Origin of the sequence: Kluyvera sp. NPDC087067, assembly GCF_044745165.1 — a bacterium.
Taxonomy (GTDB): domain Bacteria; phylum Pseudomonadota; class Gammaproteobacteria; order Enterobacterales; family Enterobacteriaceae; genus Kluyvera.
Genome location: NZ_JBIUZS010000001.1, coordinates 967,706 through 993,762, shown reverse-complemented (window position 1 = coordinate 993,762; position 26,057 = coordinate 967,706). Strand labels below are relative to the sequence as shown.

The following is a 26,057-nucleotide window of genomic DNA, read 5'->3' as shown; positions in this document are numbered from 1 at the left end:
CTGTATTACGAAAGTTGCTATGCCACGCCATAAGGATAGGTGACATAAAAAAAGCGTGCAGAGGAAAGTGTGCTAGAGGTTCAGCATAGTGAAATAGGCGATGTTTTAATCGTTTATTAATGCAGTCCAATGAGCTGAAACCATTCAAGAAAGAAACGCGGCAGATTATACGATGTAATACGCAAAAAAGAAAATAAAAACGCCGTTTCAAAATCAAAAGTCACTTATTAACAAAATAAAAACGAATATCTTGTTAAAAAGTAACAGTTGCAATGCGCAACGTGCAAGCTCAGAGGAGCCTGCGTTGCGCGCTGATTTGCTTTATCGATAGAAGAAAACAATAATGAACTGATTATTAATGGAAAATAGCGAGTGCGAACATATGGGTAATCAAGCAAAAGACGATGTTTTATACCAGGAGATGTGTCGCGTTGTGGGTAAGGTTGTCCTGGAAATGCGGGATTTAGGCCAGGAGCCAAAGCATATGGTGATTGCGGGTGTGGTGCGAACGGCGCTGGCGAATAGCAAGATCCAGCGCTCAGAGTTGACGCGCGATGCGATGCAAAAGGTGGTGAAAGCGCTATCCGGTCAACCCTGACCGACAAATATCAATAATCAGGCGATGACGAAGCGCAAAATAGCTTTTACCGCGAGCTCGCTGTGGTGGGTGATAAGCGCTTCGTCATCGATGTCCGGAAGTGGACCATCCAGATAGAGGCTATTAAAGCTGTAAAAGTTAGACACCTGATAGAAACTAAAGCTGCTGATCAACCGATGTACATCCCGAGCTTCCAGCGCCGGCTGAAAAATTCCCTGTTCTTGCCCACGGTGCAGAATGTGTTCAAGCAGCGAGAGGGCGCTCTTGTTTAACTGCTTCATATCCCCGGACGCCAGCAGCCATTTGCCGCGCTGCATATTCTCCATACAGATAATCCGCATAAAATCGGCATGCTCTACGTGATAACGCACACTCCACTTCACTAATTGCACCAATGCCTCTACCGGTGGCAGATTCTCAAGCCCCAGCTGCTGCTCAGTTTCCCGAATGCGCGTGTAAACATATTGCAGAACCGCCTGGTACAGTAACTCTTTGGTTTTAAAGTAGTAGACCACCATGCGCTTGGTGGTTTGCGCCTCTCCGGCGATCTGTTCCATTCTGGCGCCTGCCAGCCCATGTTCGGCAAAAACGGCGATCGCAGCGGTAAAAATACGCGTCTTGAGCGATTGGGCTTCATCGTGAGCAATGGCGGACATAACAACTCCTGTTAACAATTCCAAAGGAACAAAAAATACACACTATGATCACAATTTAGCAACCAAATCTGGCGCGATTTAACCAAATGGTTCATATTCGATGCAACTGTTACCGCTTAAGTCAGGTGAAACTATGTTGCGTTCGATTGCTACCGTATCAATTTCTGGAACCCTGCCTGAAAAACTGAGCGCGATTGCAGCGGCCGGTTACCAGGGCGTTGAAATCTTCGAAAATGATTTGCTCTATTATACCGGTACGCCGGCAGATGTCCGTAATATGGCTGACGATTTAGGACTAAAAATCACGCTGTTTCAGCCATTTCGTGATTTTGAAGGCGCTACGCGCGAGCAATTTGCCGCCAACCTGGCGCGGGCAAAACGCAAATTTGCGCTGATGCATGAGCTAGGCTGCGACACGATGTTGCTGTGCAGCAACGTGCAGGCCGATTGTTCCGCTGATTTTGAACAACAAGTTGCCGACCTGCGTGCGCTGGCGACGCTGGCAGAACAAGAGAATATCCAGGTAGGTTACGAGGCGCTGGCGTGGGGTACGCACGTCAATCGCTGGTATCAGGCCTGGGAGCGGGTGAAGGCCGTGGATAGCCCGGCGCTGGGCATTGTACTCGACAGTTTCCATATCCTGTCACTAGGCGATGATTTGCATCGTTTGCATGAAGTCCCGGTGGAGAAAATCACCTTCCTGCAGCTGGCGGATGCGCCGCTCATGAAAATGGATGTCCTGGAATGGAGCCGTCATTTCCGCTGCTTCCCTGGACAAGGTGAATTACCGCTGGTGGAGTTTGCCCGTCAGCTCACGCAACACGGTTACCGCGGGCCGTGGTCGCTGGAAATTTTTAACGATGGTTTTCGCGCTTCGCCCAATGGGGCGACGGCGAAAGATGGCTACCGCTCGCTGCTGTGGCTGGAAGAGCAGACTCACCGGGCGCTGGGCCATACCGATGCGGATTTATTCGTGACAGCCGCTCTGCCGACCTTTAACGGCACCGAATTTATTGAATTTGCCGCCAGCCCCGCAGAGGCCAAAAAACTTAGCGCGATGCTAAGTGGCATGGGGTTTCGGCTGGCGGGTCAGCACCGGACAAAACAGGTCGCACTGTGGAGTAACGGCGGTGCGCGGGTGATTATCAACTCTCAGCCCCACAGCTGGGCCGATCATTTCTATCAGCGTCACGGTACGTCGCTGTGTGCTATGGCGTTAAGGGTTAGCGAGAGCGCGCCCATCGTTGCCCGAGCGAAAGCCTACGGATACGCCACCTGGCAGGGGGATGCCGGGCCGAATGAAAGCACGATCCCCGCAGTTTGCGCACCGGATGGCAGTCTGATTTATCTGGTTGATGACCATCAGAATATCTACGCACAAGATTTCAATCTGACGGCGGACAGCCACGGCGGCAATCTGCTGGGTATCGATCATCTGGCATTAGGAATGGATGCAGATAGCCGGGATAACTGGGTGATGTTCTGCCGTACGGTGCTCGGCTTCGCGCTCGAGCATGAACAAACCATGCCCGACCCCTACGGGTTGGTTCGCAGTCTGGCAGTACAGAGTCCGCAGGGAAATATTCGTCTTGCGCTGAATATTTCACAAAGTCGCGCCACGCAAATTGCGCGTTCGGTAGCTTGCTATCAAGGGGCGGGATTGCAGCATGCGGCTTTTGCCTGTCACGATCTTCCGGCGCTGCTGGAGAGTCAGCCGCTGGATGCATCGCTCTCACTGCCGGTGCCCGCTAACTATTATGAAGACCTGGTGGCGCGTTTCGGCAATGGTGTGCAAGCCGATATTCTCCAGCGCCTGCAAATCCTCTACGACCGCGATAGTTCGGGCGGTGAATTTTTGCATCGCTACACCTGGCCGTTTAGTGAAGGACGCTTCTTCTTTGAATTGACGCAAAGACGTCATGGATACGCGCAATATGGCGCGGTAAATGCCGCCGTGCGGCTTTCCGCAATGCAGTACCGTTGAATCAAAATGTACCACCCGGTACGTTAGTGCCCCGGATAGAACATAAAAATAATATTCATCTGCACCCGACAATGACAGGTAAACACTATGAACACACTCGGCCATAATCGCGTGGCGACCGCTCGGGCGGTCAATGCTGTTCCTCGCTCCCGGCGACGCATTGGTATTCTGGCGTTGCTGGCAGTAGGCACCATGATCAACTATCTCGACCGGACTGTGCTGGGTATCGCTGCCCCGCAGTTGACTCAGGAATTGGGTATCGGCGCGGCGATGATGGGGATCGTCTTTTCCGCTTTCGCCTGGACCTATGCCTTAGCACAAATTCCCGGCGGCATGTTTCTTGACCGCTTCGGCAATAAAATTACCTATTTCCTGGCGTTGAGTTTCTGGTCGCTTTTTACGCTATTTCACGGTTTCGCCGTTGGCTTAAAAACGCTGCTGCTGTGCCGTTTCGGACTGGGAGTGAGTGAAGCGCCGTGTTTTCCGGTGAACAGTCGGGTGGTAAGCGCCTGGTTCCCGCAGCATGAGCGGGCGAAAGCGACGGCGGTGTACACGGTAGGGGAATATCTTGGACTGGCCTGTTTTGCGCCGCTTCTGTTCTGGATTATGGAGGGTTTTGGCTGGCGCGCGCTGTTTATCAGCGTTGGCGTTATAGGCATCCTCTTTGCGCTGGTGTGGTGGCGACACTATCGCGAGCCGCATGACGATGCCAGCCTTAGCGAACAGGAGCGCGACTATATCACCGCGGGCGGTGGCATGAGTTCCGGTGCTGAACAGCGTAAAGTCTTTAGCTGGCCGCTGATGAAACAGCTGCTGAGCAAGCGCCAGATTGTCGGCGCCAGCATCGGCCAGTTTGCGGGTAATACGGTTCTGGTTTTCTTCCTGACCTGGTTTCCAACCTATCTGGCTACCGAACGACATATGCCGTGGCTGAAGGTGGGCTTCTTTGCCATTCTGCCGTTCCTGGCGGCGGCAGGCGGCGTGATGTTTGGTGGATGGGTATCGGATAAATTACTCAAGGCCACCGGTAATGCCAATCTGGGGCGTAAATTGCCGATTATCGCCGGCCTGCTGATGGCGAGCTGCATTATTAGCGCCAACTGGCTGACCAGCGACACGGCGGTCATTCTGGTGATGTCGTTTGCATTCTTTGGTCAGGGCATGGTCGGCTTGGGCTGGACGCTCATCTCCGATATGGCGCCAACAGGGTTAGGAGGAGTCACCGCCGGGCTATTTAACTTTTGTGCCAACCTCGCAGGGATCCTGACACCGTTGGTGATTGGCTTTATCGTCGCTGCCTACGGTAATTTTTTCTATGCCCTTATCTATATTGGCGGCGCTGCACTGCTTGGCGTTATCGCCTATGTATTTATCCTCGGTGACGTGAAACGCATTGAGCTGGATCTGACTACGGAGAGTGCTCATGCAGATTAGCGGACACACACAGTTGATTGCGCACCTGGGATATCCAACCGCCAGCTTTAAAGCCCCCATGATTTATAACCCCTGGTTTGAAAATCAAGGCGTTGATGTGAAAGTGGTGCCGATGGGGGTGAAACCGCAAGATTATGCCGCACTGCTTCCGGCCTTGTTTTCCCTGACCAATATCACCGGCGCCCTGGTGACGATGCCGCATAAAGTGGCAACCTGTGAACTGGTGGACAGGCTTAGCCCGACCGCGCAAATTGCCGGTGCCTGTAATGCTATCCGTCGGGAAAATGATGGCACGCTAACCGGAGACATGTTCGACGGCGACGGTTTTGTGCGCGGCATTCAACGCAAAGGTTTCCGCGCTCTCGGCGCGCGTGCGTTGGTAGTAGGGAGCGGGGGCGTAGGGTCGGCGATTGCGGCATCTCTTGCCGCGGCGGGGGTGAGTCATCTCACGTTGTATGATACTCAGGAAGCGACGGCACAGGCGCTGGCACACCGCCTACAAACGCATTATCCGCGACTAAAGCTGACGCTTAAGTCCAACGATCCGGCCGGACACTCGCTGGTGGTTAACGCCACGCCACTGGGCATGTCACCCGGCGATTCGCTACCGATGGATGTCGCGCGGATTGACCCCGGGACTTTTGTTGGCGAAGTCGTCATGAAGCAGGAATTTACGCCGTTTCTGCAAGCGGCGATGGCGCGAGGATGCCAGGTGCAGCGCGGCACCGATATGCTGTTTGAAATGATCCCGGCTTATCTGGACTTTTTCCATCTGCCGGTCGCAACGCCTGAGCAGTTGCAGGCGCTGGCAGAGATTCGCTACTAAGCGCTGGTCATTAACGTAATAGCCCGAGTAATATAACGCTCATCCAGGGCTATTACGTATCTTTATGAAATCTACTCTGACATTACTCGCGGCTGGGAGTCTACGCCGCGCATTTATCCCATTACAGGCGAAATTTACCCAACAAACGGGCATCGCGGTTGATATGGTTTTCGGCCCCGCGGGGCTGCTGCGTGAACGCATTGAAAATGGCGCGGCATGTTCCGTGTTTGCCTCGGCTAATCGTCAGCATCCGCAAGCGTTAAGCGACGCCGGGCGTGCGCACGGTCTGCAACCTTTTGCGCGAAATCAGCTTATCTTAACGGTCAAAAATACGCCCGAGACGGCAGCAAAGGATTGGCTGGCATTATTAAGCGATAACTCGCTGCGGCTAGGGACATCGACACCGCTGTGTGACCCGTCTGGAGACTATACCTGGCAGCTGTTTGACAGCCTCGATGTCGACTATCCAGGCCTTGGCGCGTCCTTAAAACAGCGAGCCATACCGTTGGTGGGTGGGCGTCATTCGCTTAGCGTTCCACCGGGCGAGATAGCGAGTCGTTGGCTGATACAGCAAGGTCTGACCGACCTGTTTATTGGCTATGCCCATTACGCCCGCGCACTCGATGGGGAGAGGGCTATCCGCAACATCACCATTCCCCAACCGTGGAATATTCGCTGCGAATATTATCTGGCGATGTTGGATGAAAGCGACGGTGCGCGGCAATTTTGCCAGTTTATTCTGGCCGATGAAGGACAGCGTTGCCTGCGTGACGCGGGTTTTCTTGCCGTTAGCGACGAAGATTAAACAGCGGAGTGACCACCGCTGTAGGGTAATCCGCCAGCTGAATTTTGCGTACCGCGACCCCGTATGCCCGCTGCAGATTAGCTTCTTGCACCACCTCCGCCGTGGTTCCCGCAAGCCACTGACCTTCGGGTAACAGCAGCAGCGTGTGGCTGGCGACCTGTAGCGCATGGGTGGGATCGTGGGTGGTAAACATCACCGTGCGTGACTGGGCATGCGCCAGCTTACTGATAAGCTGCAACACCGTTTCCTGATTGCCTAAATCCAGCGCCGAGCAGGGTTCATCCAGCAGGATATTCTGACTGGCGCTGACCAGCGCGCGGGCAATCATGACCAGTTGCTGTTGCCCACCGGAAAGGGTGCTAAATAGCGTGTCGGCAAGCGATGTAATATTCAGCAATGCCAGAGCATCCAACACCTGCCGTTCATCTTCTGCTTGCGGTTGGGCGAAGAGGCCGATGTGGCGCGCGCGGCCCATTAACACGACCTCTTTGACCCGCCAGGCGAAAGCGGGGCGAAACGACTGCGGTACGATGCCCACGCCGCCGGTGACGACCATCTCCCCGGCAAGCGCCGGAAGCACACCGGTTATCGTATCTAAAAGTGTACTTTTTCCGCGCCCATTCGCGCCCAGTACGGCCCAAACCTCGCCGGGCTGGCAATGCAGGCTCAATGGCGTAAATAGCGCTTTTTTGTGTCCATATTCCAGATGGGAAAGCGTGAGCGTCGGAGTCATCTGAGCATTCCTCTACGGTTAGCGCGTATCAACATGACGGCAAAAATAGGGGCCCCTACCAATGCGGTGATGATCCCTATGGGAATTTCGGCGGCGGTGAGCGTGCGGGCAATATCGTCAACCAGTATCATAAAACTGGCTCCCAGCCAGAATGCACACGGAAGGAGACGGCGATGATCGGCACCGGTCAGCATACGGGCCAAATGCGGGATCACCAGACCCACCCACGCAATACTGCCGCTAACGGCCACCTGTGCGGCAACCAGCAGGGCACAGCACAGCAGGACACCACGGCGCAACGCGCTCACCCGAACACCCAACGCGCGAGCATCTTTATCATCAAGTGACAGCAGGTTGATACGCCAGCGTAGCTTATACAGAATCAATGCAGACACCGTGACGGGAGCTGCCAGCAGCAGCACCTTGGTCCAGTTAGCGGTGGCAAAACTGCCCAGCAGCCAGAAAACAATATTCGGTAGCACCTCTTCGGTATCCGCCATGTATTGCATCAAACTGACCAGCGCTGCAAAAAATCCGCTGAGGATAATACCGGCGAGGATCAGTACCAGCGTGCTTTCCCGCTTTTGCAGTGACGCCAACAGATAGACCAGCGTTAGCGCCAGCAAACCGAAGAAGAAGGTGGTTCCCATCATCATCGGCATACTGAGTCCAAGCAGGATCGCTAGCGTGCCGCCAAAGGCGGAGCCGGAGGTGACGCCGATAATATGCGGATCAACAAGGGGATTCTGGAATACGCCTTGCAAGGTGGCCCCGCAGAGCCCTAACGCACCTCCGGCCAGCAGCGCCATGAGAACGCGGGGCAGGCGAACGGACCAGACGATTTGATGGGCAATATCGGCGGTGTGATGGGGATGGCTTAGCGCGGTCACTACGTCGCCAATCGACAAGCCGTACTGCCCAAAACACAGCGAGACCAACGCGACCAACAGGGTGAGCAATATCAACCCACCCTGAACCATTTTAGGGTGACTACTGATGAGCATTCGCGTGCCAATCAGTACGGTAGAAGCGGTGATAATAGTCCTGTGCCTGCTTATCGACATCGACGTTTTTGTAGCGTTGCGGATACAGTTTTTTCGCCATCCACAGCTCGCCAATCGCCAGCGCTTCTGGCATTGGATAGCCCCAGGCCTTGGCGTATTCCGGCATCAACCAGACGCGATGATTTTTTACCGCATCAATACCTTGCCACTGGGGATCGGTTGTAATTTGCTGTACCACATCCGGGTAGCGATCCTGGACGAAAATCACCTGTGGATTCCATTGCAGTACCTGTTCCAGAGAAACCTGCCGAGCGCCTTTGACCGTGGCGGCAGCGACGTTCATCGCCCCGGCATGCTGCATCATCAGGCCGGTATATTTACCTGAACCATAGGTATTGAGATCGGGGTTAGCCATATATACGCGCACTTTTTCAGCTTGCGGGATAGCGGCAACCGGGGCATTGAATTTCGCACGGGCAGCAAACGTGTAGTCAATCAAGGCATTCGCTTCGTTCTGGCGGTTAACCACCTCGCCAATCAGGCGGATACCTTGCTTAAGCCCCTCGTTGTAAGCGCGTTCCTCATCGCCCATCGATGGGTTCATCTTATTCTTTTCACCGGCAGCATCTTCACGAAGCGAAATAGCCACAACCGGGATCCCCGCATTCTGAATCTGCTGAATCATCTCAGAAGGCGCGTAGTTTGCGACAAAAACCACCTGCGGATGCAGTGCCAACAGGCTCTCAATGTTAACCTGCGTCAGGTCGCCGGGCATCGGCATTTTTTCAATGGTCGGCATGAAGCGAGCAAACGCTGGGCCAAGCTGCTTTTTCCAGCTATTGAGCACGCCGACAATATCGTCAGCTGCATTGAGTTGAACAAGAAGGTTGAGCGTTTGATGCTGGAGGACAACCACGCGGTTAACGGTATCAGGCAGTGTGACCTGGCGGCCAAGCTGATCGGTGACAATACGGTCAGCTTGTGCAGGCGAGATAACAGTCAGACTGGCGCAGACTAACGCCAGACTCAGGAATAAATGATGTAATGTGGACATGAGATGCTCAGTCAGGAGTCAATAAACGATGTGTATTTGATTATATAACGAAAGCAAATGCAAACCGTCTAAGCTTATTACCCCTAATTTTCCACAAACAGTACCTCTGAACACGAAAAAGGCCGCAGAGTTGCCCCCTGCGGCCCGGTTCGGGCGCATGCTGCCATTACGGCGGCACTGACGCCCGGAGTTTACTTCCGGTTATGCCACCAGCTCAAAATCAGACCGGCAAGCACGCTGACCATGAGCGGAGCGCCCAGATCGTGCCAGAACATAAAACCCCATTGCGTTAGCGTCATACCGCCATCCTGATTGCAATGGCAACGGTTCGCGGCTATTCTTGAATTGCTTAGAGACAAGTTAGCCCCCGTTATGTTGCCAGGTTTATCCTAAACAACGTGCGGGGGTTTTCTCTTTCCAGCAACAGCTGCCGCCGGGGATCAAGCCCCCGCAACATTGCGCCTCTCCCGGAAACTGTTTGTATATCCAGATGTTTGTTTTTCGGAATTTGACCCGGATGAGAACGAAAAAGGCCGCAGAGTTGCCCCTGCGGCCCGGTTCGGGCGCATGCTGCCATTACGGCGGCACTGACGCCCGGAGTTTACTTCCGGTTATGCCACCAGCCCAAAATCAGACCGGCGAGCACGCTGACCATGAGCGGAGCGCCCAGATCGTGCCAGAACATAAAACCCCATTGCGTTAGCGTCATACCGCCATCCTGATTGCAATGGCAACGGTTCGCGGCTATTCTTGAGTTGCGATGTCAAGTTTAGCCCCCGTTATGTTGCCAGGTTTATCCTAAACAACGTGCGGGGGTTTTCTCTTTCCAGCAACACCTGCCGCCGGGGATCAAGCCCCCGCAACATTGCGCCTCTCCCGGAAATCGGGATTGAGAGGAGCCTATAGCAGCCGGATACTGTTTGTATATCCAGATGTTTGTTTTTCGGAATTTGACCCGGATGAGAACGAAAAAGGCCGCAGAGTTGCCCCCTGCGGCCTGGTTCGGGCGCATGCTGCCATTACGGCGGCACCGACGCCCGGAGTTTACTTCCGGTTATGCCACCAGCCTAAAATCAGACCGGCGAGCACGCTGACCATGAGCGGAGCGCCCAGATCGTGCCAGAACATAAAACCCCATTGCGTTAGCGTCATACCGCCATCCTGATTGCAATGGCAACGGTTCGCGGCTATTCTTGAGTTGCGGTTTCAAGTTTAGCCCCCGTTATGTTGCCAGGTTTATCCCAAACAACGTGCGGGGGTTTTCTCTTTCCAGCAACACCTGCCGCCGGGGATCAAGCCCCCGCAACATTGCGCCTCTCCCGGAAATCGGGATTGAGAGGAGCCTATAGCACCCGGATACTGTTTGTATATCCAGATGTTTGTTTTTCGGAATTTGACCCGAATGAAAACGAAAAAGGCCACAAAGTTGCCCCTGTGGCCCGGTTAGCTAGCCTTTTTGCAGTCATCCGTTAATTATTGTCACCATTGAGCCACGCCCATTCAGCCTGATAAATAGGGCGGCTTAAGTCCGGGCGGTCATCACCGGGCAGCTCGCGGGTAAGTGGATTTCCCTGTTTTGCCAGATACCAGGCCAGGCAGCGGTAGGATGGCCGATATTGCTTGAGATCATGCGCCTTTATAGCCAGGTGTTCACCGGGTAGGGCTGGGGTAATCGTGTCATACTCATAAATTGAAGTAATGCCGGCTATTTTCCAGACACCATCTTGTTTTACCAGCCGATATTGCGAACGGCAAAAAGAGGCTAAATCCGCTTCCACATCTTCTACGAGGATACGGAACTCGATGCCCAGCGGCAGCTCGGCGATGGCCCGGTTGCCATTAACCCGCACCGTCGGTGGCGACAGGCGGTGGTGCCCCCAGATCTTATCGGTGGATAAGGCCTTTGTGCGCCTGACAAACTCGGCGGCAGTATCATTAATCCAGCTCATATTAATAAAAGCATCAGAGGTAAAGCCATCTTCCCAGGCCTGCCACCATCCCCTGTCACGATTCTGTCTTTCTGCCAGTACAGATTGGGTCACTTCTATGATGTCGTTATTCATGCTTTTCCTCCTCAGCATTCAGAGCCGCAATCAATTGCGGTAACGCGCGAATACCTGCGATACCCTGCTCGTAAACCGCCTGCCAGGGCTGGCCAGTGGCACCCATTGCGTCAGCAAACAAGGCCATATCTTCTCCCAGAACTGCCACATGATGTGCAACATTGGCGGGCGTTATCATGGTGTTGAGGTAACTCATCGCATTGCTAAAAGCACTACCAGACTTAAGCCCTTCAAGCGTTTGACGTGGGTTAAGGCCACATAACACGGCGAGTTCCAGCGTACGGGCTATAGAGGCAAAATTCTGAACCAGTAGGGCATTATTAAATAATTTTGCGTACTGCCCCGCGCCCGTTGGCCCCATATAGTGAGTATCACGGGAAAAACTTTCGAGTACCGGTTTGCAACGTATAAAGGTATCTTCATTGCCTCCCACTAATACGGTCAATGTGCGTGCTTGCGCCGCAATTCGCCCCCCGCTGACCGGCACGTCAAGCGTTAATGCCCCGGCTGACTGACATAATTGCGCCAGCTTAAGTGCATTGGCAGGGGTGCCGGTGCCGTGGTTAATGACAACGGTACCGGGGCGGATTTGGGCCAGAAGGCCCTTACCCAGCAATTCGAAAATATCGTTATCGCTGCGTACGCACAGACAAATCACATCGCATTGCCGGGCCAGAGCCTCTACTGACGATTGCGAAATGTATGCGGTATCGCCCAGCGCCTCCAGACTGGAGGGCCTGCGCGCCCATACGTGAAGTACAAAACCAGCCTGGGCGATAGCCTGTGCCATTGGCAGACCTTGATCGCCTAGACCAATAAATCCAACCGTTTGAATATCAGTGTGCGTCATGCGCTCACCTCCAGCAAAGCGTGGGGAATGGCCGTCAGTGTCACGGCCTGAGGGAATTACCGGTAGCGACTTGCCAGTTCGGGAGACTGGCCCTGGAAGGCGGCCAGAGAGGCTTTCAGCGCTTCAGTAATAAGCTGATCCTCTTCCACGCCCGGTGCACAAACCACTTCATCTTGTTGCAGGGACTTCAGGCTGGCTTCGACGACTTTTTCTGGCGTCATGCGTGGGAAGGCGCTTAAATCCATGCCCTGACGTTCATGGAATTCAGTCGCCACCACGCCTGGGCAAAGAACCTGGAATTTCACGCCGCTATTCTGGAACTCTTCATGCAGCGCCAGGGTTAAATTAACCAGGTGCGCCAGCGTGGAAACATACGTTGCGCGACCTGCGGCTTTGCCGAGCGGTGCGGTCGCACCAAAGGCCAGCATACCGGCCACATTAACGATGGTACCTTTGCCACGTTTAAGCATACCGGGCAACGCTGCATGAGCCAGCAGAGTAGGAGCCAGAACTTTAATGTTCATTAGTTCTCGCGCTTTCTCAACCGGCAAATCAACAAAGCTCATATAGTGGGAGACCCCGGCGTTGTTGACTAATAATGTTAGCGGTTGTGTACGGCAGATGTCGGACAGGGTTTCTACCCCTTCCACGGTGCTTAAATCCGCCACGACGGTGTCTACCCGGCGATGCGGAAATTCAGCAGCCAGCTCTTCCAGACGCTCTTTACGGCGGCCAACGGCTATGACATCAAACCCTTGTTTCAGTAATTCACGGGCATAGACCCTCCCGATGCCAGAAGATGCTCCGGTGACCAAGGCGAGAGATTGCGTTGTGTTCATAGCTATATTTCCTGTTGAGTTGTAGTACGTCTTAACCAGCGAAATAATAGTAGCGGTATCTCCCGCAGTTGATAATCCAGCGAGGCACGTACACGTTGTTCGTTAAAACGTACAATACAGATCGCTAATGGGGTTCATCCGAGTTAGGGTTTCACCGTGCGAATAATGATTCAGAAAATATTTACAGGCACAATGTTGCTAACCCCCATCGATATAGACCGGAGTATTGATTGAACAAAAGAGCGGGTGAGGAGCTTAATGCGCTCAAGATTTTTGCCACAGTAGCCAGTTCAGGTGGGTTTCGCGAAGCCGCCCGGTTACTGCATGCCAGCCCATCCGGGCTCAGTGATGCCGTACGGCGGCTTGAAAGTCGCCTGGGTGTGCGTTTATTGAATCGAACCACCCGAAGTATTTCTCCGACTGAACAGGGGCAACGTCTGCTGGAGCACGCGCTACCCGCTCTTGAAGAACTGGATAACGCGCTGCAAGCGGCGGCGGTCAGCGCAGACCGGCCCGTGGGGACTTTGCGGCTTAATGTGCCAGTGAATGTTGCTCGCCTGATCCTGCCCGATATCCTGCCGCGTTTTTTACAGGCTTATCCTGAAATAAACGTGGAAATTGTCGGCCAGAGTGGATTGGTGGATATTCTTGCGGCCGGCTGTGATGCCGGGATCCGTTATGATGAAGGCTTAGAGCAGGACATGATTGCCACCCGTATCGGCCCTCGTGAACAGCGCTTTGCCACTGCCGCTTCTCCCGATTATCTGAACCGTCATGGTCGGCCTGAACATCCTGATGAACTGCTCAAGCTGGACTGTCTGGCCGGGCGGTTCAGCAAAGGGAACATTGAACTCTGGGAATATCAGCGGGGAGAGGAGTATTGCCGGATAGAACCGCGAGGCCCCCTGATTTATAGCGCTGGCGGTGCCGCCGATCTTGGGGTGGCGGCCGCAATTTCAGGCTTGGGCGTTATCTATCTGTTTGAAGAATGGCTGCGGCCCCATCTGGACAGCGGTGCCCTTGAACCCATCCTGGAACCCTGGTGGTTGCCATTCCCCGGGCCTTATCTTTACTACCCCGGCCGTAAGCTGGTTCCGCCAGCGCTAAGGGCGTTTATTGACTTTATTAAAGTAGATTCCCAGTAGCCGTGGTTTTGCCGTTAAACGTCTGCTACTGCCTGGATGTGGCTTAACTGACCGTCTTCCTACTCGCCGAGCATTTTTATGGATCGTCGACAGTTTCTTATTCATTTCTCCGCGCTGGCCTTAAGCGCAACGTCGGGTGTCGCGCTGGCTTCTCCGCGGCAAAAAACACCCTATATGCTGTCATTGTGGACGGGTACAGCGCCCGGTGGCGGTGGGCCCGTCGGTGAGATTCACGTGAGTGAAAAAGGGGCACAAAGCCATATTGCCGCGCCGTATCTCACCGTTATTGAGCCACCATCGCCCAAAGGTCATGCTGTGCTGATTGCGGCGGGAGGAGGCTATAAACGGATAGAAATGGCGATGGAAGCCTGGCCTGCGGCACGCTGGCTGGTTGAGCGGGGACTCACGGCTTATATACTGAGTTATCGCTTACCGGGAGAAGGCTGGCATGATGGAAATAAGGTCGCGTTACAGGATGCACAACGCGCGCTGAGAATCGTGCGTGAGCGTGAAAAAAAGGTGAGCGTGCTCGGGTTCTCTGCCGGTGGGCATCTGCTGGGGTTGGCCGCGACACGAACCGATTACCGCAGTTATCCCATTTTGGATCGGCTCGATGAGCAACCTGCGTATGCTGACCGCGCGGCGCTGATTTACCCTATTATCACTCTTGAGAAACCCTATAATCACAGCTCAACGCATAAGATGCTGGTGGGGAATAGGGCAACGGATGCGCAGAACGCGGCATGGTCAGTGCAAAATTATGTGACGACCCAGACGCCGCCGGTCTTTCTGGTTCAGGCGGAAAACGATACGGTGTCCGATCCGCACAACACGCTCATCATGCAGGCCGCCTGCGTCAGGGCACAAGTCCCTGTGACCTTCTACCGCTATCCAACAGGCGGGCATGGTTTTGCTATGGGCCGGCCAGGGACACAAACAACGCAATGGCCCGCCCATTACCTGAAGTGGCTAAACGGTTAACCCTTGCAACATAGGAGGCGAGAAAGCAGCCTACCTTCCCGTAGCCCGGCCAAGCGCAGCGCCGCCGGGTGTTACTCCGCCTCAACGGGCGTTAAATAATCCAGTCTTATCGGCTCTGCCAGCAAGCTGTCCATCTGTCCGATAAAGGCCTGAAAATGGGGCAAGGAAATATGCTCTTCCAGCGCCGCCTGATCGCGCCAGGACTCCCGCATATAAAATACGTCTGGCTCATCGCGCAACTGAAACAGGGTGTAGTCGGTATTGCCGGGTTCCTTACGCGTAGGCAACAGCAGCGCTTTGAGCGCTTCACGCAATTCCTCTGTTTTTCCCGTTTTCGCCTTCAATACCGCAATAATTGAAATCATCTTAAAATCCCTCGAGGACGATTTTGCCGACCGCACGACCGGTTTCCAGCTGCGTATGGGCTTTTTGTAAATTCACGGCATTGATGATGCCGTAATGCTGGCCAAGCGTCGTCTGAATGGTCTGGTTATCAATCAGCGTTGCGACTTCGCTCAATAGATGATGCTGAGCGCTGATATCGTGAGTTTCAAACATCGAGCGAGTAAACATAAACTCCCAGTGAAGCGAAATACTTTTATGCTTCAGCGGCACCACGTCCAGGCTATGCGGGTCGTCAATTAACGCCAGTTTCCCCTGCGGGGCCAGGGCGGCAATCAGTTGCAGATAGTGCGCCTCGGTATTATTCAGACTGGCAACATGCGTGACTTCATTAATGCCAATACGCGCCAGCTCTTCGGTGAGCGGTTTACTATGATCGATAACGTGATGAGCGCCGGCATCGCGCACCCATTTCTGGCTTTCAGGACGAGAAGCGGTACCGATAACCGTCATTTTGGTTAACTTACTGGCAAGCTGCGTCAGGATAGAACCGACGCCGCCGGCTGCACCGACGATCAGCAACGTATCGCCTGCGTTACCTCCACGCTGCACCCCCAGCCGGTCAAAAAGCAACTCCCAGGCGGTGATAGCGGTCAGCGGTAATGCCGCAGCCGCAGCATTATCCAGCGTGCGGGGTTTTAAGGAAACGATGCGCTCGTCTACCAGTTGAAACTCACTGTTGCTGCCCGGACGTCCCAATGCACCGGCGTACCAAACCTCATCACCCGGTGTAAATAACGTGACGTTGTCACCTATGGCTTTCACCACGCCCACCGCATCCCAGCCCAGCACACGCGGGGTATCGGAGGCGAAGCCCGCGCGAACTTTCGTGTCGACCGGGTTTACGGAAATGGCCTTAATTTCCACCAGGATATCGTGACCTTTTGCCTGGGGGACGGGCAGCTCAATCTCAGTGATAAACGGAATGTTGCTGCCGTCGGTGGCGGCGCGGGTAATGGCAAATGCTTTCATGATGTCTCCGGGTATTATCTGGAATACCCGAATGTTAGGCGTAACCTGTAAAGGGAAAAATAGGGCGCAGGCGATAAGTCTTATACGCAAATCACGAAAATACGCTTAATCATCGATGGTCATAGACGATCTCTTGTTCTTCCATCCGCTCCTCAATTTGCTGCGTGACGCGTTGCAGTGCCGCCAGATGTTTCTCAGCCGCTTGTTCAATGGTCATCGCTTTGGCGATATAAACGAGGTTCAGGCAGCCGATCACGCGCCCATGGCTTCGCACCGGCACGGCGATAGAGGCAATTTTCTCCTCTCGCTGCCAGCCCTGAAAATTTTCGCCGTAGCCGTGCTGGCGCGTCCGTTCGAGGATGGCATTGAGTTTTTCCGGTTCGCGCGCGAGCTGGTACTCATCTTCCGGGCGTCCGGCTAGCATCTCAATGATCGGCTGACGTTCCGCTTCGGGTGAGAAGGCAAGCCACGTGAGGCCTGAAGCGGTAAGCAGTAGCGGCAGACGGCGGCCAACCATCGAACGGTGAAAAGAGAGTCGGCTGAAACGGTGGGTGGTTTCGCGAACGACCATGGCATCCACGTCAAGCGTCGTTAAATCGGTTGGCCAAATGACCTCGCGCAATAATTCACCAAGTAATGGCGTTGCAAGCGCAGAAATCCAATGTTCATCACGAAATCCTTCACTGAGCTGTCGAACTTTGAGGGTTAAACGAAAACTATCGTCTGACAGGCTACGGCGGACATATCCCTCTTGCTGGAGGGTTTCCAGCAGCCTTCGCACGGTGGTGCGATGCAGACCGCTAAACTCCGCCAGCGTCGCCGTTGACGCCCCTCCATCGAATTTATTTAACAAGTTCAGCAACAACAGCCCACGCGTTAACCCACGTACTGTTTTGTAATCTGTGGCGTCATTACTTTTCATTTAACCCACCATTAATTCAATTAAAACAGTATTGTGCACCTGGTGCACAAAACGGCTTTTTTCGATTGTAGCCTAAAAGCCGCAACCTATACTGCCTCCACAATAAAAATATTTTTACATCAATTTAACAAGTGGTTTGCGATTCCCGAGGCATAACCGTTTGGTCCGAGAAGTGAGGTATGAAAATGACAACGTCCAATCCGGATATCCAACCCGCAGTACAACACCATGTCCAGGTCGCCATCGCTGGCGCAGGTCCCGTTGGCCTGATGATGGCGAATTACCTGGGGCAGATGGGCATTCAGGTGCTGGTGGTCGAAAAGCTGGACAAACTGATCGACTATCCCCGCGCTATCGGTATCGACGACGAGGCGCTGCGCACCATGCAGGCCGTTAATCTGGTCGATAAAGTTCTGCCGCACACGACCCCGTGGCACGCCATGCGTTTCCTGACGCCAAAGGGCCGCTGCTTTGCTGATATTCAGCCGATGACCGATGAATTTGGCTGGTCGCGTCGCAACGCTTTTATCCAACCTCAGGTGGATGAGGTGATGTATCAGGGGCTGGCACGCTTCCCCAATGTCCGCTGTCTGTTCTCCCGGGAACTCGATGCCTTTAGTCAAGACGGTGACAGTGTCACGTTAAGTCTCAAGGGGCCGCAAGGGGAGCGCGAAACGATTAAAGCCGACTGGCTAGTGGCCTGTGACGGCGGCGCGAGTGTGATACGGCGAACGCTGAACGTGCCGTTTGAAGGGAAAACAGCGCCAAATCAGTGGATTGTGGTGGATATTGCCAACGACCCGCTCGCCACGCCACACATCTACCTGTGCTGCGATCCGGTGCGCCCCTATGTTTCTGCGGCGCTCCCGCATGGCGTACGGCGCTTTGAATTTATGGTGATGCCGGGGGAAACCGAGGCGCAGCTTAGCGAGCCGGATAATATGCGTCGGCTGTTAAGTCAGGTTTTACCGGACCCGGACAATGTCGAGCTTATCCGTCAGCGCGTTTATACGCACAACGCCCGCCTTGCGGCACGTTTTCGCATCGACCGGGTACTGCTCGCTGGCGATGCGGCGCACATCATGCCGGTCTGGCAGGGGCAAGGCTACAACAGCGGTATGCGCGATGCCTTTAACCTGGCGTGGAAACTGGCGCTGGTGGTGAACGGGAAAGCGGGTGATAGATTGCTGGATACCTATCAGCAGGAACGTCGCGACCATGCAAAAGCGATGATCGATCTCTCAGTCACCGCCGGAAATGTGCTCGCCCCGACAAAACGCTGGCACGGCACGGCGCGTGACGGCATCTCATGGTTATTGAACTACCTCCCGCCGGTTAAAAGCTACTTTCTGGAAATGCGCTTTAAACCAATGCCGCAGTACCGTGAAGGTGCGCTACTGGCTGGCGACCACAAGAAAAAATCCCCGGTCGGAACGATGTTCATTCAACCCAAAGTGACGCGCGAGAACGGCGATGTGCAGTTACTTGATGACGTGATTGGCGCGAAGTTTGCGGTGATAGCCTGGGGCTGCAACCCACTTTGGGGCATGACCCCACAACAAATTGAGACATGGCGGGCGCTGGGCACCTGTTTTATTCAGGTGGTGCCTGACGTTCAGATTCGTACTCCGCAGGACAATGTCGACGGCGTGGTGCGCATTGGCGATACCCAGAACCGACTGAAAACCTGGTTTGCCGCGCAGGATACCGCGATTGTGGTGATTCGGCCTGACCGTTTTGTTGCGGCACTGGCTATTCCGCAGACCCTTAGCAAAACCCTCGACCAGTTGGCGGGCGTCATGGCGCTCACACGCGTCGATTCAGACCTGCATATTGAAAAGGTGGCTTGAGATGAATGCTTACCTCCACTGTCTCTCCCACACACCGTTAGTGGGATATGTCGACCCGGAAAAAGCGGTACTTGATGAAGTCAACGGCGTTATTGCCAGCGCGAGCGAGCGCATCGCCGCCTTTGACCCGGAACTGGTGGTGCTCTATGCCCCCGACCATTACAACGGCTTTTTCTATGATGTGATGCCGCCGTTTTGTTTAGGGATTGGCGCGACTTCTATCGGTGATTTCTCCAGCAGCGCCGGTGATCTGCCAGTGCCGACAGAGCTGGCAGAAGCCTGTGCCCATTCGGTGATGAAAAGCGGAATCGATCTCGCCATCTCTTACTGTATGCAGGTGGATCACGGTTTTGCCCAGCCGCTGGAATTGCTCTTGGGTGGCTTAGACAAGGTGCCGGTGCTACCGATATTTATCAACGGCGTTGCCACGCCGTTACCGGGCTTTCAGCGCACCCGTATGTTAGGCGAAGCGATGGGGCGTTTTTTGTCGACGCTGAATAAACGCGTGCTGATTCTGGGCTCTGGCGGACTGTCACATCAGCCGCCGGTGCCGGAGCTGGCAAAGGTGGATGCCCATATGCGCGATCGCATGCTGGGAAGCGGCAAGCAACTGCCGGCAGACGAGCGCGAACTGCGTCAGCGCCGGGTGATTGAAGCCGCTGAGCGCTTTGTTGAAGACCAGAAAACGCTACACCCGCTGAATCCTATCTGGGACAACCAGTTTATGTCATTGCTTGAGCAGGGCCGGTTATCCGAACTCGATGCCATCAGTAATGAAGAACTTTCCGCCGTTGCCGGTAAATCGACGCATGAAGTGAAAACCTGGGCCGCCGCGTTCGCCACGATATCGGCAATGGGCGGCTACCGCACCGAGGGCCGTTATTATCGCCCGATCCCGGAATGGATCGCCGGATTTGGCTCCCTCAGCGCGCACACTACAAATTGATTAAGCAGGAGAATATGATGAGCTATCAACCACAAAGCGAAGCCGCAACCAGCCGTTTTCTCAACGTCGAAGAAGGCGGTCAGACGCTAAAAATTCACTACAACGACTGCGGCCAGGGCGATGAAACCGTGGTATTGCTGCACGGCTCTGGCCCCGGCGCTACCGGCTGGGCGAATTTTAGTCGCAACATCGACCCACTGGTGGAAGCCGGTTACCGCGTGCTGCTGCTGGACTGCCCGGGCTGGGGGAAAAGTGATTCCATCGTCAGCACCGGTTCTCGTTCTGATCTCAACGCCCGCATTCTGAAAAGCGTAGTCGACCAACTGGATATTGAAAAAGTTCATCTGCTGGGTAACTCAATGGGCGGTCATAGCGCGGTGGCGTTTACTCTGACGTGGCCCGAACGCACAGGCAAACTGGTGTTGATGGGGGGCGGAACGGGCGGTATGAGCCTGTTTACCCCAATGCCAACTGAAGGCATCAAACTGCTGAACGCGTTGTACCGCGAGCCGACCATCGAAAACCTCAAAAAGATGATGAACATTTTCGTCTATGACACCAGCGACCTGACCGAGGCGTTATTTGAAGCGCGCCTCAATAACATGCTGTCGCGCCGCGATCATCTGGAAAACTTTATCAAAAGCCTCGAAGCCAATCCCAAACAGTTCCCTGACTTTGGCGCAAGGCTTGGTGAAATTAAGGCGCAAACCCTGGTGGTCTGGGGACGTAACGATCGCTTTGTGCCGATGGACGCGGGGCTGCGTCTGCTTTCCGGGATTGCGGGTTCCGAACTGCATATTTACCGTGACTGCGGTCACTGGGCCCAGTGGGAGCACGCGGATGCGTTTAACCAACTGGTTCTGAATTTTCTCGACCGCGCCTAAGGAGCATTTATGTCAAATCACACTCTGGAAACGCTGGCGCTCGCGTTGCGCGAGGCGGAAAAAAGCGGTGTCGCTATCGAACCGCTGCGCGAAGTTATCGGGGTTGAAAATGCCGAGGCGGCCTACGCGATTCAACGCATTAACGTCCAGCACGGCGTGGCGCAAGGGCGGCGCATCGTCGGTCGTAAGGTGGGGTTAACGCACCCTAAGGTGCAGCAGCAGTTGGGGGTTGACCAGCCTGATTTCGGCACGCTGTTTGCCGACATGTGCTACGGCGATAACGAAACCATTCCGTTTACGCACGTGCTGCAACCGAAAATTGAGGCCGAAATTGCGCTGGTTTTAAACCGCGACCTGCCTCACGCAGACACCACGTTTGATGAACTGTTTAACGCCATTGAATGGGTGGTTCCAGCCCTCGAAGTGGTCGGTAGCCGCGTGCGTGACTGGTCAATTAAGTTCGTGGATACGGTAGCGGATAACGCCTCCTGCGGCGTGTATGTCGTCGGTGGCCCGGCACAGCGCCCGGCGGCGTTGGATCTGAAAAACTGCGTCATGAAAATGACGCGCAATGACGAAGATGTGTCCAGCGGACGCGGTAGCGAATGCCTGGGGCATCCGTTAAACGCCGCGGTCTGGCTGGCCCGCAAAATGGCTACGCTCGGCGAACCGCTGCGCGCGGGCGATATCGTCCTCACCGGGGCGTTGGGGCCTATGGTCGCGGTCAATCCAGGCGATCGTTTTGAGGCGGTTATCGAGGGAATTGGCTCGGTATCTACCACGTTTTCTGTGCAAGAAGGAAGTCAGTCATGAGTCAATGTAAAGTCGCCATCATCGGTTCCGGCAATATCGGTACCGATCTGATGATTAAAATTCTGCGTCACGGCAAACACCTTGAAATGGCGGTGATGGTCGGGATTGACCCGAATTCCGATGGTCTTGCTCGTGCTGCGCGTATGGGGGTTGCGACCACGCATGAAGGGGTGAACGGCCTGATAGCGATGCCTGAATTCAATGATATCGACATCGTCTTTGATGCCACAAGCGCCAGTGCGCACGTGAAAAATGATGCGTTGCTGCGTAAGGCCAAACCGGGCATCAGGCTTATCGATCTGACCCCGGCGGCTATCGGGCCGTACTGCGTGCCGGTGGTCAACCTGGATAAAAATCTGTCTCAGGGCAACGTCAATATGGTGACATGCGGCGGACAGGCCACCATCCCGATGGTGGCGGCGGTGTCGCGCGTTGCCAAAGTGCACTATGCCGAAATTATCGCCTCGATTTCGAGCAAATCGGCGGGCCCAGGAACACGTGCCAATATCGACGAATTTACCGAAACCACTTCGCAGGCGATTGAAGTAGTCGGCGGGGCGGCAAAAGGCAAAGCCATTATTATTCTCAACCCGGCTGAGCCGCCGGTGATGATGCGCGATACCGTCTACGTGCTGAGCGAAGCGGCTTCGCAGGCAGAAATTGAAGCCTCGATCGAACAGATGGCCGCAGCGGTACAGGCGTATGTGCCGGGATATCGTCTGAAACAGAAGGTCCAGTTTGAGGTGATCCCAGAGGATAAACCGGTCAACATCCCCGGCGTAGGTCAGTTCTCAGGACTGAAAACCGCGGTCTATCTGGAAGTGGAAGGGGCCGCACACTATCTGCCCGCCTACGCCGGAAACCTCGACATCATGACTTCTGCGGCAATGTCGACCGCAGAAAAAATGGCGCAAACGCTTACGAAAGTGGCAGGAGAAGTCGCATGAACGGTAAAAAACTCTATATCTCGGATGTGACCTTACGTGACGGAATGCATGCTATCCGCCATCAGTACACGCTCGACAACGTGCGTCAAATTGCCAAAGCGCTGGACGATGCGCGTGTCGATTCCATTGAAGTGGCGCATGGCGATGGTTTGCAGGGTTCGAGCTTTAACTACGGTTTTGGCGCACACAGCGACATTGAATGGATTGCGGCGGCCGCGGAAGTGGTCACCCACAGCAAAATTGCGACCTTGCTGATCCCGGGTATTGGGACGCTTCATGACCTGAAAAATGCGTATCAGGCCGGTGCGCGCGTGGTACGCGTTGCCACGCACTGTACGGAAGCGGACGTGTCGGCGCAGCACATTGCCTGTGCCCGCGAGCTGGGCATGGACACCGTCGGTTTCCTGATGATGAGTCATATGACTACCCCGCAAAATCTGGCGAGTCAGGCGAAGCTGATGGAAAGTTACGGGGCAACCTGTATTTATGTCGTGGACTCCGGTGGCGCGATGAACATGAACGACATTCGCGACCGTTTCCGCGCGCTAAAAGACGTTCTCAACCCTGAGACGCAGACCGGGATGCACGCTCACCACAACTTAAGCCTCGGCGTTGCCAACTCGCTGGTGGCGGTTGAAGAGGGCTGCGATCGTATCGATGCCAGCCTTGCCGGAATGGGCGCGGGCGCGGGTAACGCGCCGCTGGAAGTGTTTATCGCCGCCGCTGACAAGCAGGGCTGGCACCACGGGACGGATTTATACGCGCTGATGGCGGCGGCTGATGACCTGGTGCGTCCGCTACAAGACCGACCGGTACGCGTTGACCGCGAAACGCTGGCGCTGGGCTATGCCGGAGTCTACTCAAGCTTCCTGCGCCACAGTGAAGTGGCCGCTGCACGTTACGGACTGAGCGCGGTCGATATTCTGGTTGAACTGGGTAAACGCCGGATGGTGGGCGGCCAGGAAGATATGATCGTTGACGTAGCGCTCGATCTCAAAGCCAACGCACGGGCCTAGAAAAAGCCGGTCGGCAATGCACTGACCGGGCGAACGAAAATGAAAAAACAATGTGGCCGGCAACGTATCGGCCACTTTTTTACCTGCACTCTACAAAAGGTCGCATTATGTCGAATATCTCTCAGGTTTCCTCTCCCCCGAACACTTCACGCCTGATGCTTACCGTCGGGCTTTGCTTTTTAGTTGCCCTGATGGAAGGGCTGGATTTACAAGCAGCCGGTATCGCTGCCGTGGGTATTGCCCAGGCATTTGGGCTGGATAAAATGCAGATGGGCTGGGTCTTTAGCGCCGGGATCATCGGTTTATTACCCGGCGCGCTTGGCGGCGGTATGCTGGCCGACCGCTACGGGCGTAAGAAGGTTCTGCTGGGCTCCGTTGCGCTATTCGGTTTGTTCTCGATTGTGACTGCGCTTGCCTGGGACTACCCGTCACTGGTCTTTGCTCGTCTGATGACCGGCGCAGGCCTGGGCGCCGCTCTGCCCAACCTGATTGCGTTGACCTCTGAAGCCGCCGGGCCACGTTTTCGCGGCACGGCGGTGAGCTTGATGTACTGCGGAGTACCGATTGGCGCTGCGCTGGCGGCGGCGATGGGGTTTAGCGGGCTGGCGCAGGCATGGCAAACCGTGTTTTGGGTCGGCGGCATTGTACCGCTGCTGCTGGTGCCGCTGCTTATGCGCCGCTTGCCTGAATCGCAGGCTTTCAATGCGCAACAGCAGGCGGCTCCTGCACCGCTAAAGGCGATTTTCGCCTCCGGTACGGCCTCTTCAACCTTGCTGCTGTGGCTGTGTTACTTCTTTACGCTGCTGGTCGTTTATATGCTGATCAACTGGCTGCCGATGCTGCTGGTCGATCAGGGTTTTAGCGCTTCTCAGGCTTCAGGCGTCATGTTTGCGCTGCAAATTGGCGCGGCGCTCGGCACGCTTATTCTCGGGGCGTTAATGGATAAACTCAGCCCAATGAAAATGTCGCTGCTGATTTATTGTGGCATGCTGGCATCATTGATTGCGCTAGGGGCGGCGAACTCATTTCTCACCATGATGATTTCCGGTTTTGTGGCCGGAATGTTCGCCACCGGCGGTCAAAGCGTCTTGTACGCGCTGGCGCCGTTATTTTATCGTACTGAAATCCGCGCCACCGGCGTGGGCACTGCGGTGGCAGTAGGGCGATTGGGGGCGATGAGCGGCCCGCTATTGGCCGGAAAAATGCTGGCGCTGGGCACCGGCACGGTGGGGGTGATGGCTGCCTCTGCGCCGGGAATAGTGCTGGCGGGCGTGGCGGTGTTCTGGCTGATGAAGCGCAATGCGAAGTCCAGTGAGATAGAGTAGTAAACACTTGCGGCGGTGGGGCATTCATCACGAGGATTTTCACACGGGTTACAAAATGGCATAAAAGGCACAGTATCTTCTCTCTCAGGCTTTCTATACTGTCTTCACATTCATCATGATGATACAGGCAGGACGTTATGACCCAGTACAGCACGTTTTCCCTCGGTTCCCACTTCGTAAATCGCCTCGGTTACGGGGCGATGCAATTAGCCGGCCCCGGCGTGTTTGGCCCGCCAAAAGATCGTCATGCCGCGATTACCGTTCTGAGTGAAGCGCTGGCGCTTGGCGTGAATCACATTGATACCAGTGACTTTTACGGCCCACACGTCACCAACCAGATTATCCGTGAAGCGCTGCATCCTTACGCCGACGATCTGGTGATTGTCACCAAAATTGGTGCTCGCCGCGGTGACGATGCCTCCTGGATTCCGGCATGTTCGCCTGAAGAGTTGAATCAGGCGGTACACGATAACCTGAGAAATTTGGGGGTGGACGCGCTGGATGTGGTTAATATGCGCATGATGTTAGGTGACGGACATGGCCCTTGTGAAGGCTCTATTGAAGAACCTATTTGCGTACTGGCTGAATTGCAGCAGCAAGGACTGGTGAAGCACATCGGGCTCAGTAATGTCACCACCGCACAGGTAATAGAAGCGCGTAAGATCGTGGATATTGTCTGTGTGCAAAATGAATACAATATTGCCCATCGCGGTGATGATGCGCTTATTAATGCATTAGCGCGTGATGGTATTGCCTACGTACCGTTCTTCCCGCTGGGCGGTTTTTCTCCGCTGCAATCCTCAGCACTGAATGAGGTTGCCAGCTCGCTTGAGGCAACTCCAATGCAGGTCGCGCTGGCCTGGTTGTTGCACCGTTCGCCGAATATCTTGTTGATCCCGGGCACCTCGTCGGTTGCGCATCTTCGGGAAAATATGGCGGCGGCAGAGCTGAAATTGTCATCTGATGTACTGGCGACGCTTGATGGCATTGTCGATAACGCCTGACGGG

The 26,057-nt window shown here is 54.8% G+C and carries 28 protein-coding genes; 15 read left to right on the top strand and 13 right to left on the bottom strand.

All coding sequences use genetic code 11. The features are described from left to right. Positions 1–382: 382 nt before the first annotated feature. Positions 383–598, top strand: a complete 216-nt coding sequence (gene fumD, locus ACIPDS_RS04760) for a fumarate hydratase FumD (RefSeq protein WP_400733164.1) — start codon at positions 383–385, stop codon at positions 596–598. 17 nt (positions 599–615) lie between these two features. Here the strand turns inward: fumD and ACIPDS_RS04755 are convergent, their stop codons facing one another. Next, the gene (locus ACIPDS_RS04755) at positions 616–1,254 is read right to left on the bottom strand and encodes a TetR family transcriptional regulator (RefSeq protein ID WP_400733161.1); all 639 of its coding nucleotides are present in this window, start codon (positions 1,252–1,254) and stop codon (positions 616–618) included. 133 nt (positions 1,255–1,387) lie between these two features. On the opposite strand from ACIPDS_RS04755, the gene ACIPDS_RS04750 reads away from it, so the two are divergent. The 4 genes from ACIPDS_RS04750 (at position 1,388) to ACIPDS_RS04735 (ending at position 6,303) form a co-directional block, all read left to right on the top strand. Further along, positions 1,388–3,238, top strand: coding sequence for a bifunctional sugar phosphate isomerase/epimerase/4-hydroxyphenylpyruvate dioxygenase family protein (locus tag ACIPDS_RS04750; protein WP_400733159.1), 1,851 nt, complete (start codon positions 1,388–1,390; stop codon positions 3,236–3,238). A gap of 87 nt (positions 3,239–3,325) precedes the next feature. Further along, positions 3,326–4,672 (top strand): MFS transporter, encoded by a 1,347-nt coding sequence (locus tag ACIPDS_RS04745; RefSeq protein ID WP_400733156.1) that lies wholly within the window; start codon positions 3,326–3,328, stop codon positions 4,670–4,672. After that, positions 4,662–5,498 (top strand): shikimate dehydrogenase family protein, encoded by an 837-nt coding sequence (locus ACIPDS_RS04740; protein ID WP_400733154.1) that lies wholly within the window; start codon positions 4,662–4,664, stop codon positions 5,496–5,498. Before ACIPDS_RS04745 ends, ACIPDS_RS04740 begins: the two co-directional genes overlap by 11 nt. A 64-nt stretch (positions 5,499–5,562) precedes the next feature. Next, positions 5,563–6,303 (top strand): substrate-binding domain-containing protein, encoded by a 741-nt coding sequence (locus tag ACIPDS_RS04735; protein WP_400733151.1) that lies wholly within the window; start codon positions 5,563–5,565, stop codon positions 6,301–6,303. On the opposite strand, the gene ACIPDS_RS04730 is transcribed toward ACIPDS_RS04735, so the two are convergent. The 9 genes from ACIPDS_RS04730 to ACIPDS_RS04690 form a co-directional block, all read right to left on the bottom strand. After that, complete coding sequence (locus ACIPDS_RS04730) at positions 6,287–7,036, bottom strand: ABC transporter ATP-binding protein (RefSeq protein ID WP_400733150.1); 750 nt, start codon at positions 7,034–7,036, stop codon at positions 6,287–6,289. The genes ACIPDS_RS04735 and ACIPDS_RS04730 overlap by 17 nt on opposite strands. Further along, the gene (locus tag ACIPDS_RS04725; RefSeq protein ID WP_400733147.1) at positions 7,033–8,040 is read right to left on the bottom strand and encodes a FecCD family ABC transporter permease; all 1,008 of its coding nucleotides are present in this window, start codon (positions 8,038–8,040) and stop codon (positions 7,033–7,035) included. The genes ACIPDS_RS04730 and ACIPDS_RS04725 overlap by 4 nt, the downstream gene beginning before the upstream one ends. Further along, complete coding sequence (locus ACIPDS_RS04720) at positions 8,027–9,094, bottom strand: ABC transporter substrate-binding protein (protein ID WP_400733144.1); 1,068 nt, start codon at positions 9,092–9,094, stop codon at positions 8,027–8,029. Before ACIPDS_RS04720 ends, ACIPDS_RS04725 begins: the two co-directional genes overlap by 14 nt. A 191-nt stretch (positions 9,095–9,285) precedes the next feature. After that, a complete protein-coding gene (locus ACIPDS_RS04715) occupies positions 9,286–9,393 on the bottom strand; it encodes a type I toxin-antitoxin system toxin Ldr family protein (protein WP_400733141.1) in 108 nt (35 codons plus the stop codon). Between the two features lie 302 nt (positions 9,394–9,695). Beyond that, positions 9,696–9,803 (bottom strand): type I toxin-antitoxin system toxin Ldr family protein, encoded by a 108-nt coding sequence (locus ACIPDS_RS04710; protein WP_400733139.1) that lies wholly within the window; start codon positions 9,801–9,803, stop codon positions 9,696–9,698. Between the two features lie 335 nt (positions 9,804–10,138). Continuing rightward, positions 10,139–10,246: a type I toxin-antitoxin system toxin Ldr family protein gene (locus ACIPDS_RS04705; protein ID WP_400733139.1), complete on the bottom strand. Its 108-nt coding sequence runs from the start codon at positions 10,244–10,246 to the stop codon at positions 10,139–10,141. A 317-nt stretch (positions 10,247–10,563) separates the two neighbouring features. Then, complete coding sequence (locus ACIPDS_RS04700) at positions 10,564–11,157, bottom strand: nuclear transport factor 2 family protein (RefSeq protein WP_400733136.1); 594 nt, start codon at positions 11,155–11,157, stop codon at positions 10,564–10,566. Continuing rightward, positions 11,150–12,007: an NAD(P)-dependent oxidoreductase gene (locus tag ACIPDS_RS04695; protein ID WP_400733133.1), complete on the bottom strand. Its 858-nt coding sequence runs from the start codon at positions 12,005–12,007 to the stop codon at positions 11,150–11,152. Before ACIPDS_RS04695 ends, ACIPDS_RS04700 begins: the two co-directional genes overlap by 8 nt. Positions 12,008–12,063: 56 nt before the next feature. Continuing rightward, positions 12,064–12,846: an SDR family NAD(P)-dependent oxidoreductase gene (locus tag ACIPDS_RS04690; RefSeq protein ID WP_400733130.1), complete on the bottom strand. Its 783-nt coding sequence runs from the start codon at positions 12,844–12,846 to the stop codon at positions 12,064–12,066. A gap of 230 nt (positions 12,847–13,076) precedes the next feature. Here ACIPDS_RS04690 and ACIPDS_RS04685 point away from each other — a divergent pair, with 230 nt between their 5' ends. After that, the gene (locus tag ACIPDS_RS04685; RefSeq protein ID WP_400733127.1) at positions 13,077–13,991 is read left to right on the top strand and encodes a LysR family transcriptional regulator; all 915 of its coding nucleotides are present in this window, start codon (positions 13,077–13,079) and stop codon (positions 13,989–13,991) included. 78 nt (positions 13,992–14,069) lie between these two features. After that, positions 14,070–14,972 carry an alpha/beta hydrolase gene (locus tag ACIPDS_RS04680; protein ID WP_400733125.1) on the top strand — a complete coding sequence of 301 codons (903 nt, stop codon included), beginning with the start codon at positions 14,070–14,072 and terminating at the stop codon, positions 14,970–14,972. Positions 14,973–15,043: 71 nt separating this feature from the next. On the opposite strand, the gene ACIPDS_RS04675 is transcribed toward ACIPDS_RS04680, so the two are convergent. The 3 genes from ACIPDS_RS04675 to ACIPDS_RS04665 all read right to left on the bottom strand — a co-directional run bounded on the left by ACIPDS_RS04675 (position 15,044) and on the right by ACIPDS_RS04665 (position 17,268). After that, positions 15,044–15,337, bottom strand: a complete 294-nt coding sequence (locus ACIPDS_RS04675) for a putative quinol monooxygenase (RefSeq protein ID WP_400733122.1) — start codon at positions 15,335–15,337, stop codon at positions 15,044–15,046. A 1-nt stretch (position 15,338) separates the two neighbouring features. After that, positions 15,339–16,346, bottom strand: coding sequence for a zinc-binding alcohol dehydrogenase family protein (locus ACIPDS_RS04670; RefSeq protein WP_400733119.1), 1,008 nt, complete (start codon positions 16,344–16,346; stop codon positions 15,339–15,341). A 109-nt stretch (positions 16,347–16,455) separates the two neighbouring features. Next, positions 16,456–17,268: a DNA-binding transcriptional regulator gene (locus ACIPDS_RS04665; protein ID WP_400733116.1), complete on the bottom strand. Its 813-nt coding sequence runs from the start codon at positions 17,266–17,268 to the stop codon at positions 16,456–16,458. Between the two features lie 185 nt (positions 17,269–17,453). On the opposite strand from ACIPDS_RS04665, the gene ACIPDS_RS04660 reads away from it, so the two are divergent. The 8 genes from ACIPDS_RS04660 (at position 17,454) to ACIPDS_RS04625 (ending at position 26,053) form a co-directional block, all read left to right on the top strand. After that, positions 17,454–19,118: a bifunctional 3-(3-hydroxy-phenyl)propionate/3-hydroxycinnamic acid hydroxylase gene (locus tag ACIPDS_RS04660; RefSeq protein ID WP_400733114.1), complete on the top strand. Its 1,665-nt coding sequence runs from the start codon at positions 17,454–17,456 to the stop codon at positions 19,116–19,118. Position 19,119: 1 nt separating this feature from the next. After that, complete coding sequence (gene mhpB, locus ACIPDS_RS04655) at positions 19,120–20,064, top strand: 2,3-dihydroxyphenylpropionate/2,3-dihydroxicinnamic acid 1,2-dioxygenase (protein WP_400733111.1); 945 nt, start codon at positions 19,120–19,122, stop codon at positions 20,062–20,064. Positions 20,065–20,081: 17 nt separating this feature from the next. After that, entirely contained in the window at positions 20,082–20,948 is an 867-nt protein-coding gene (gene mhpC / locus ACIPDS_RS04650) for a 2-hydroxy-6-oxonona-2,4-dienedioate hydrolase (protein WP_400733478.1), read from the top strand. Between the two features lie 9 nt (positions 20,949–20,957). Continuing rightward, the gene (gene mhpD / locus ACIPDS_RS04645; RefSeq protein WP_400733109.1) at positions 20,958–21,761 is read left to right on the top strand and encodes a 2-keto-4-pentenoate hydratase; all 804 of its coding nucleotides are present in this window, start codon (positions 20,958–20,960) and stop codon (positions 21,759–21,761) included. After that, positions 21,758–22,708, top strand: coding sequence for an acetaldehyde dehydrogenase (gene mhpF / locus ACIPDS_RS04640; RefSeq protein ID WP_400733106.1), 951 nt, complete (start codon positions 21,758–21,760; stop codon positions 22,706–22,708). The genes mhpD and mhpF overlap by 4 nt, the downstream gene beginning before the upstream one ends. Beyond that, entirely contained in the window at positions 22,705–23,724 is a 1,020-nt protein-coding gene (gene mhpE, locus ACIPDS_RS04635) for a 4-hydroxy-2-oxovalerate aldolase (protein WP_400733103.1), read from the top strand. Before mhpF ends, mhpE begins: the two co-directional genes overlap by 4 nt. Positions 23,725–23,831: 107 nt before the next feature. Beyond that, positions 23,832–25,049, top strand: coding sequence for a 3-(3-hydroxy-phenyl)propionate transporter MhpT (mhpT, locus tag ACIPDS_RS04630; protein ID WP_400733101.1), 1,218 nt, complete (start codon positions 23,832–23,834; stop codon positions 25,047–25,049). A gap of 137 nt (positions 25,050–25,186) precedes the next feature. Next, positions 25,187–26,053: an aldo/keto reductase family oxidoreductase gene (locus ACIPDS_RS04625; protein ID WP_400733098.1), complete on the top strand. Its 867-nt coding sequence runs from the start codon at positions 25,187–25,189 to the stop codon at positions 26,051–26,053. The last annotated feature ends 4 nt before the right edge of the window (positions 26,054–26,057 follow it).

Bases quoted from the DNA above. Each gene is read 5' to 3' on its own strand.
- ACIPDS_RS04670 (WP_400733119.1), bottom strand. From the start codon at position 16,346: ATGAAAGCATTTGCCATTACCCGCGCCGCCACCGACGGCAGCAACATT.
- mhpC (WP_400733478.1), top strand. From the start codon at position 20,082: ATGAGCTATCAACCACAAAGCGAAGCCGCAACCAGCCGTTTTCTCAAC.
- ACIPDS_RS04700 (WP_400733136.1), bottom strand. From the start codon at position 11,157: ATGAATAACGACATCATAGAAGTGACCCAATCTGTACTGGCAGAAAGA.
- ACIPDS_RS04745 (WP_400733156.1), top strand. From the start codon at position 3,326: ATGAACACACTCGGCCATAATCGCGTGGCGACCGCTCGGGCGGTCAAT.
- fumD (WP_400733164.1), top strand. From the start codon at position 383: ATGGGTAATCAAGCAAAAGACGATGTTTTATACCAGGAGATGTGTCGC.
- ACIPDS_RS04680 (WP_400733125.1), top strand. From the start codon at position 14,070: ATGGATCGTCGACAGTTTCTTATTCATTTCTCCGCGCTGGCCTTAAGC.
- ACIPDS_RS04665 (WP_400733116.1), bottom strand. From the start codon at position 17,268: ATGAAAAGTAATGACGCCACAGATTACAAAACAGTACGTGGGTTAACG.
- ACIPDS_RS04690 (WP_400733130.1), bottom strand. From the start codon at position 12,846: ATGAACACAACGCAATCTCTCGCCTTGGTCACCGGAGCATCTTCTGGC.
- ACIPDS_RS04715 (WP_400733141.1), bottom strand. From the start codon at position 9,393: ATGACGCTAACGCAATGGGGTTTTATGTTCTGGCACGATCTGGGCGCT.
- mhpE (WP_400733103.1), top strand. From the start codon at position 22,705: ATGAACGGTAAAAAACTCTATATCTCGGATGTGACCTTACGTGACGGA.
- ACIPDS_RS04710 (WP_400733139.1), bottom strand. From the start codon at position 9,803: ATGACGCTAACGCAATGGGGTTTTATGTTCTGGCACGATCTGGGCGCT.
- ACIPDS_RS04720 (WP_400733144.1), bottom strand. From the start codon at position 9,094: ATGTCCACATTACATCATTTATTCCTGAGTCTGGCGTTAGTCTGCGCC.
- ACIPDS_RS04625 (WP_400733098.1), top strand. From the start codon at position 25,187: ATGACCCAGTACAGCACGTTTTCCCTCGGTTCCCACTTCGTAAATCGC.
- ACIPDS_RS04675 (WP_400733122.1), bottom strand. From the start codon at position 15,337: ATGATTTCAATTATTGCGGTATTGAAGGCGAAAACGGGAAAAACAGAG.
- ACIPDS_RS04660 (WP_400733114.1), top strand. From the start codon at position 17,454: ATGACAACGTCCAATCCGGATATCCAACCCGCAGTACAACACCATGTC.
- mhpT (WP_400733101.1), top strand. From the start codon at position 23,832: ATGTCGAATATCTCTCAGGTTTCCTCTCCCCCGAACACTTCACGCCTG.
- ACIPDS_RS04750 (WP_400733159.1), top strand. From the start codon at position 1,388: ATGTTGCGTTCGATTGCTACCGTATCAATTTCTGGAACCCTGCCTGAA.
- ACIPDS_RS04705 (WP_400733139.1), bottom strand. From the start codon at position 10,246: ATGACGCTAACGCAATGGGGTTTTATGTTCTGGCACGATCTGGGCGCT.
- mhpF (WP_400733106.1), top strand. From the start codon at position 21,758: ATGAGTCAATGTAAAGTCGCCATCATCGGTTCCGGCAATATCGGTACC.
- ACIPDS_RS04725 (WP_400733147.1), bottom strand. From the start codon at position 8,040: ATGCTCATCAGTAGTCACCCTAAAATGGTTCAGGGTGGGTTGATATTG.
- ACIPDS_RS04755 (WP_400733161.1), bottom strand. From the start codon at position 1,254: ATGTCCGCCATTGCTCACGATGAAGCCCAATCGCTCAAGACGCGTATT.
- mhpB (WP_400733111.1), top strand. From the start codon at position 19,120: ATGAATGCTTACCTCCACTGTCTCTCCCACACACCGTTAGTGGGATAT.
- mhpD (WP_400733109.1), top strand. From the start codon at position 20,958: ATGTCAAATCACACTCTGGAAACGCTGGCGCTCGCGTTGCGCGAGGCG.
- ACIPDS_RS04695 (WP_400733133.1), bottom strand. From the start codon at position 12,007: ATGACGCACACTGATATTCAAACGGTTGGATTTATTGGTCTAGGCGAT.
- ACIPDS_RS04735 (WP_400733151.1), top strand. From the start codon at position 5,563: ATGAAATCTACTCTGACATTACTCGCGGCTGGGAGTCTACGCCGCGCA.
- ACIPDS_RS04730 (WP_400733150.1), bottom strand. From the start codon at position 7,036: ATGACTCCGACGCTCACGCTTTCCCATCTGGAATATGGACACAAAAAA.
- ACIPDS_RS04740 (WP_400733154.1), top strand. From the start codon at position 4,662: ATGCAGATTAGCGGACACACACAGTTGATTGCGCACCTGGGATATCCA.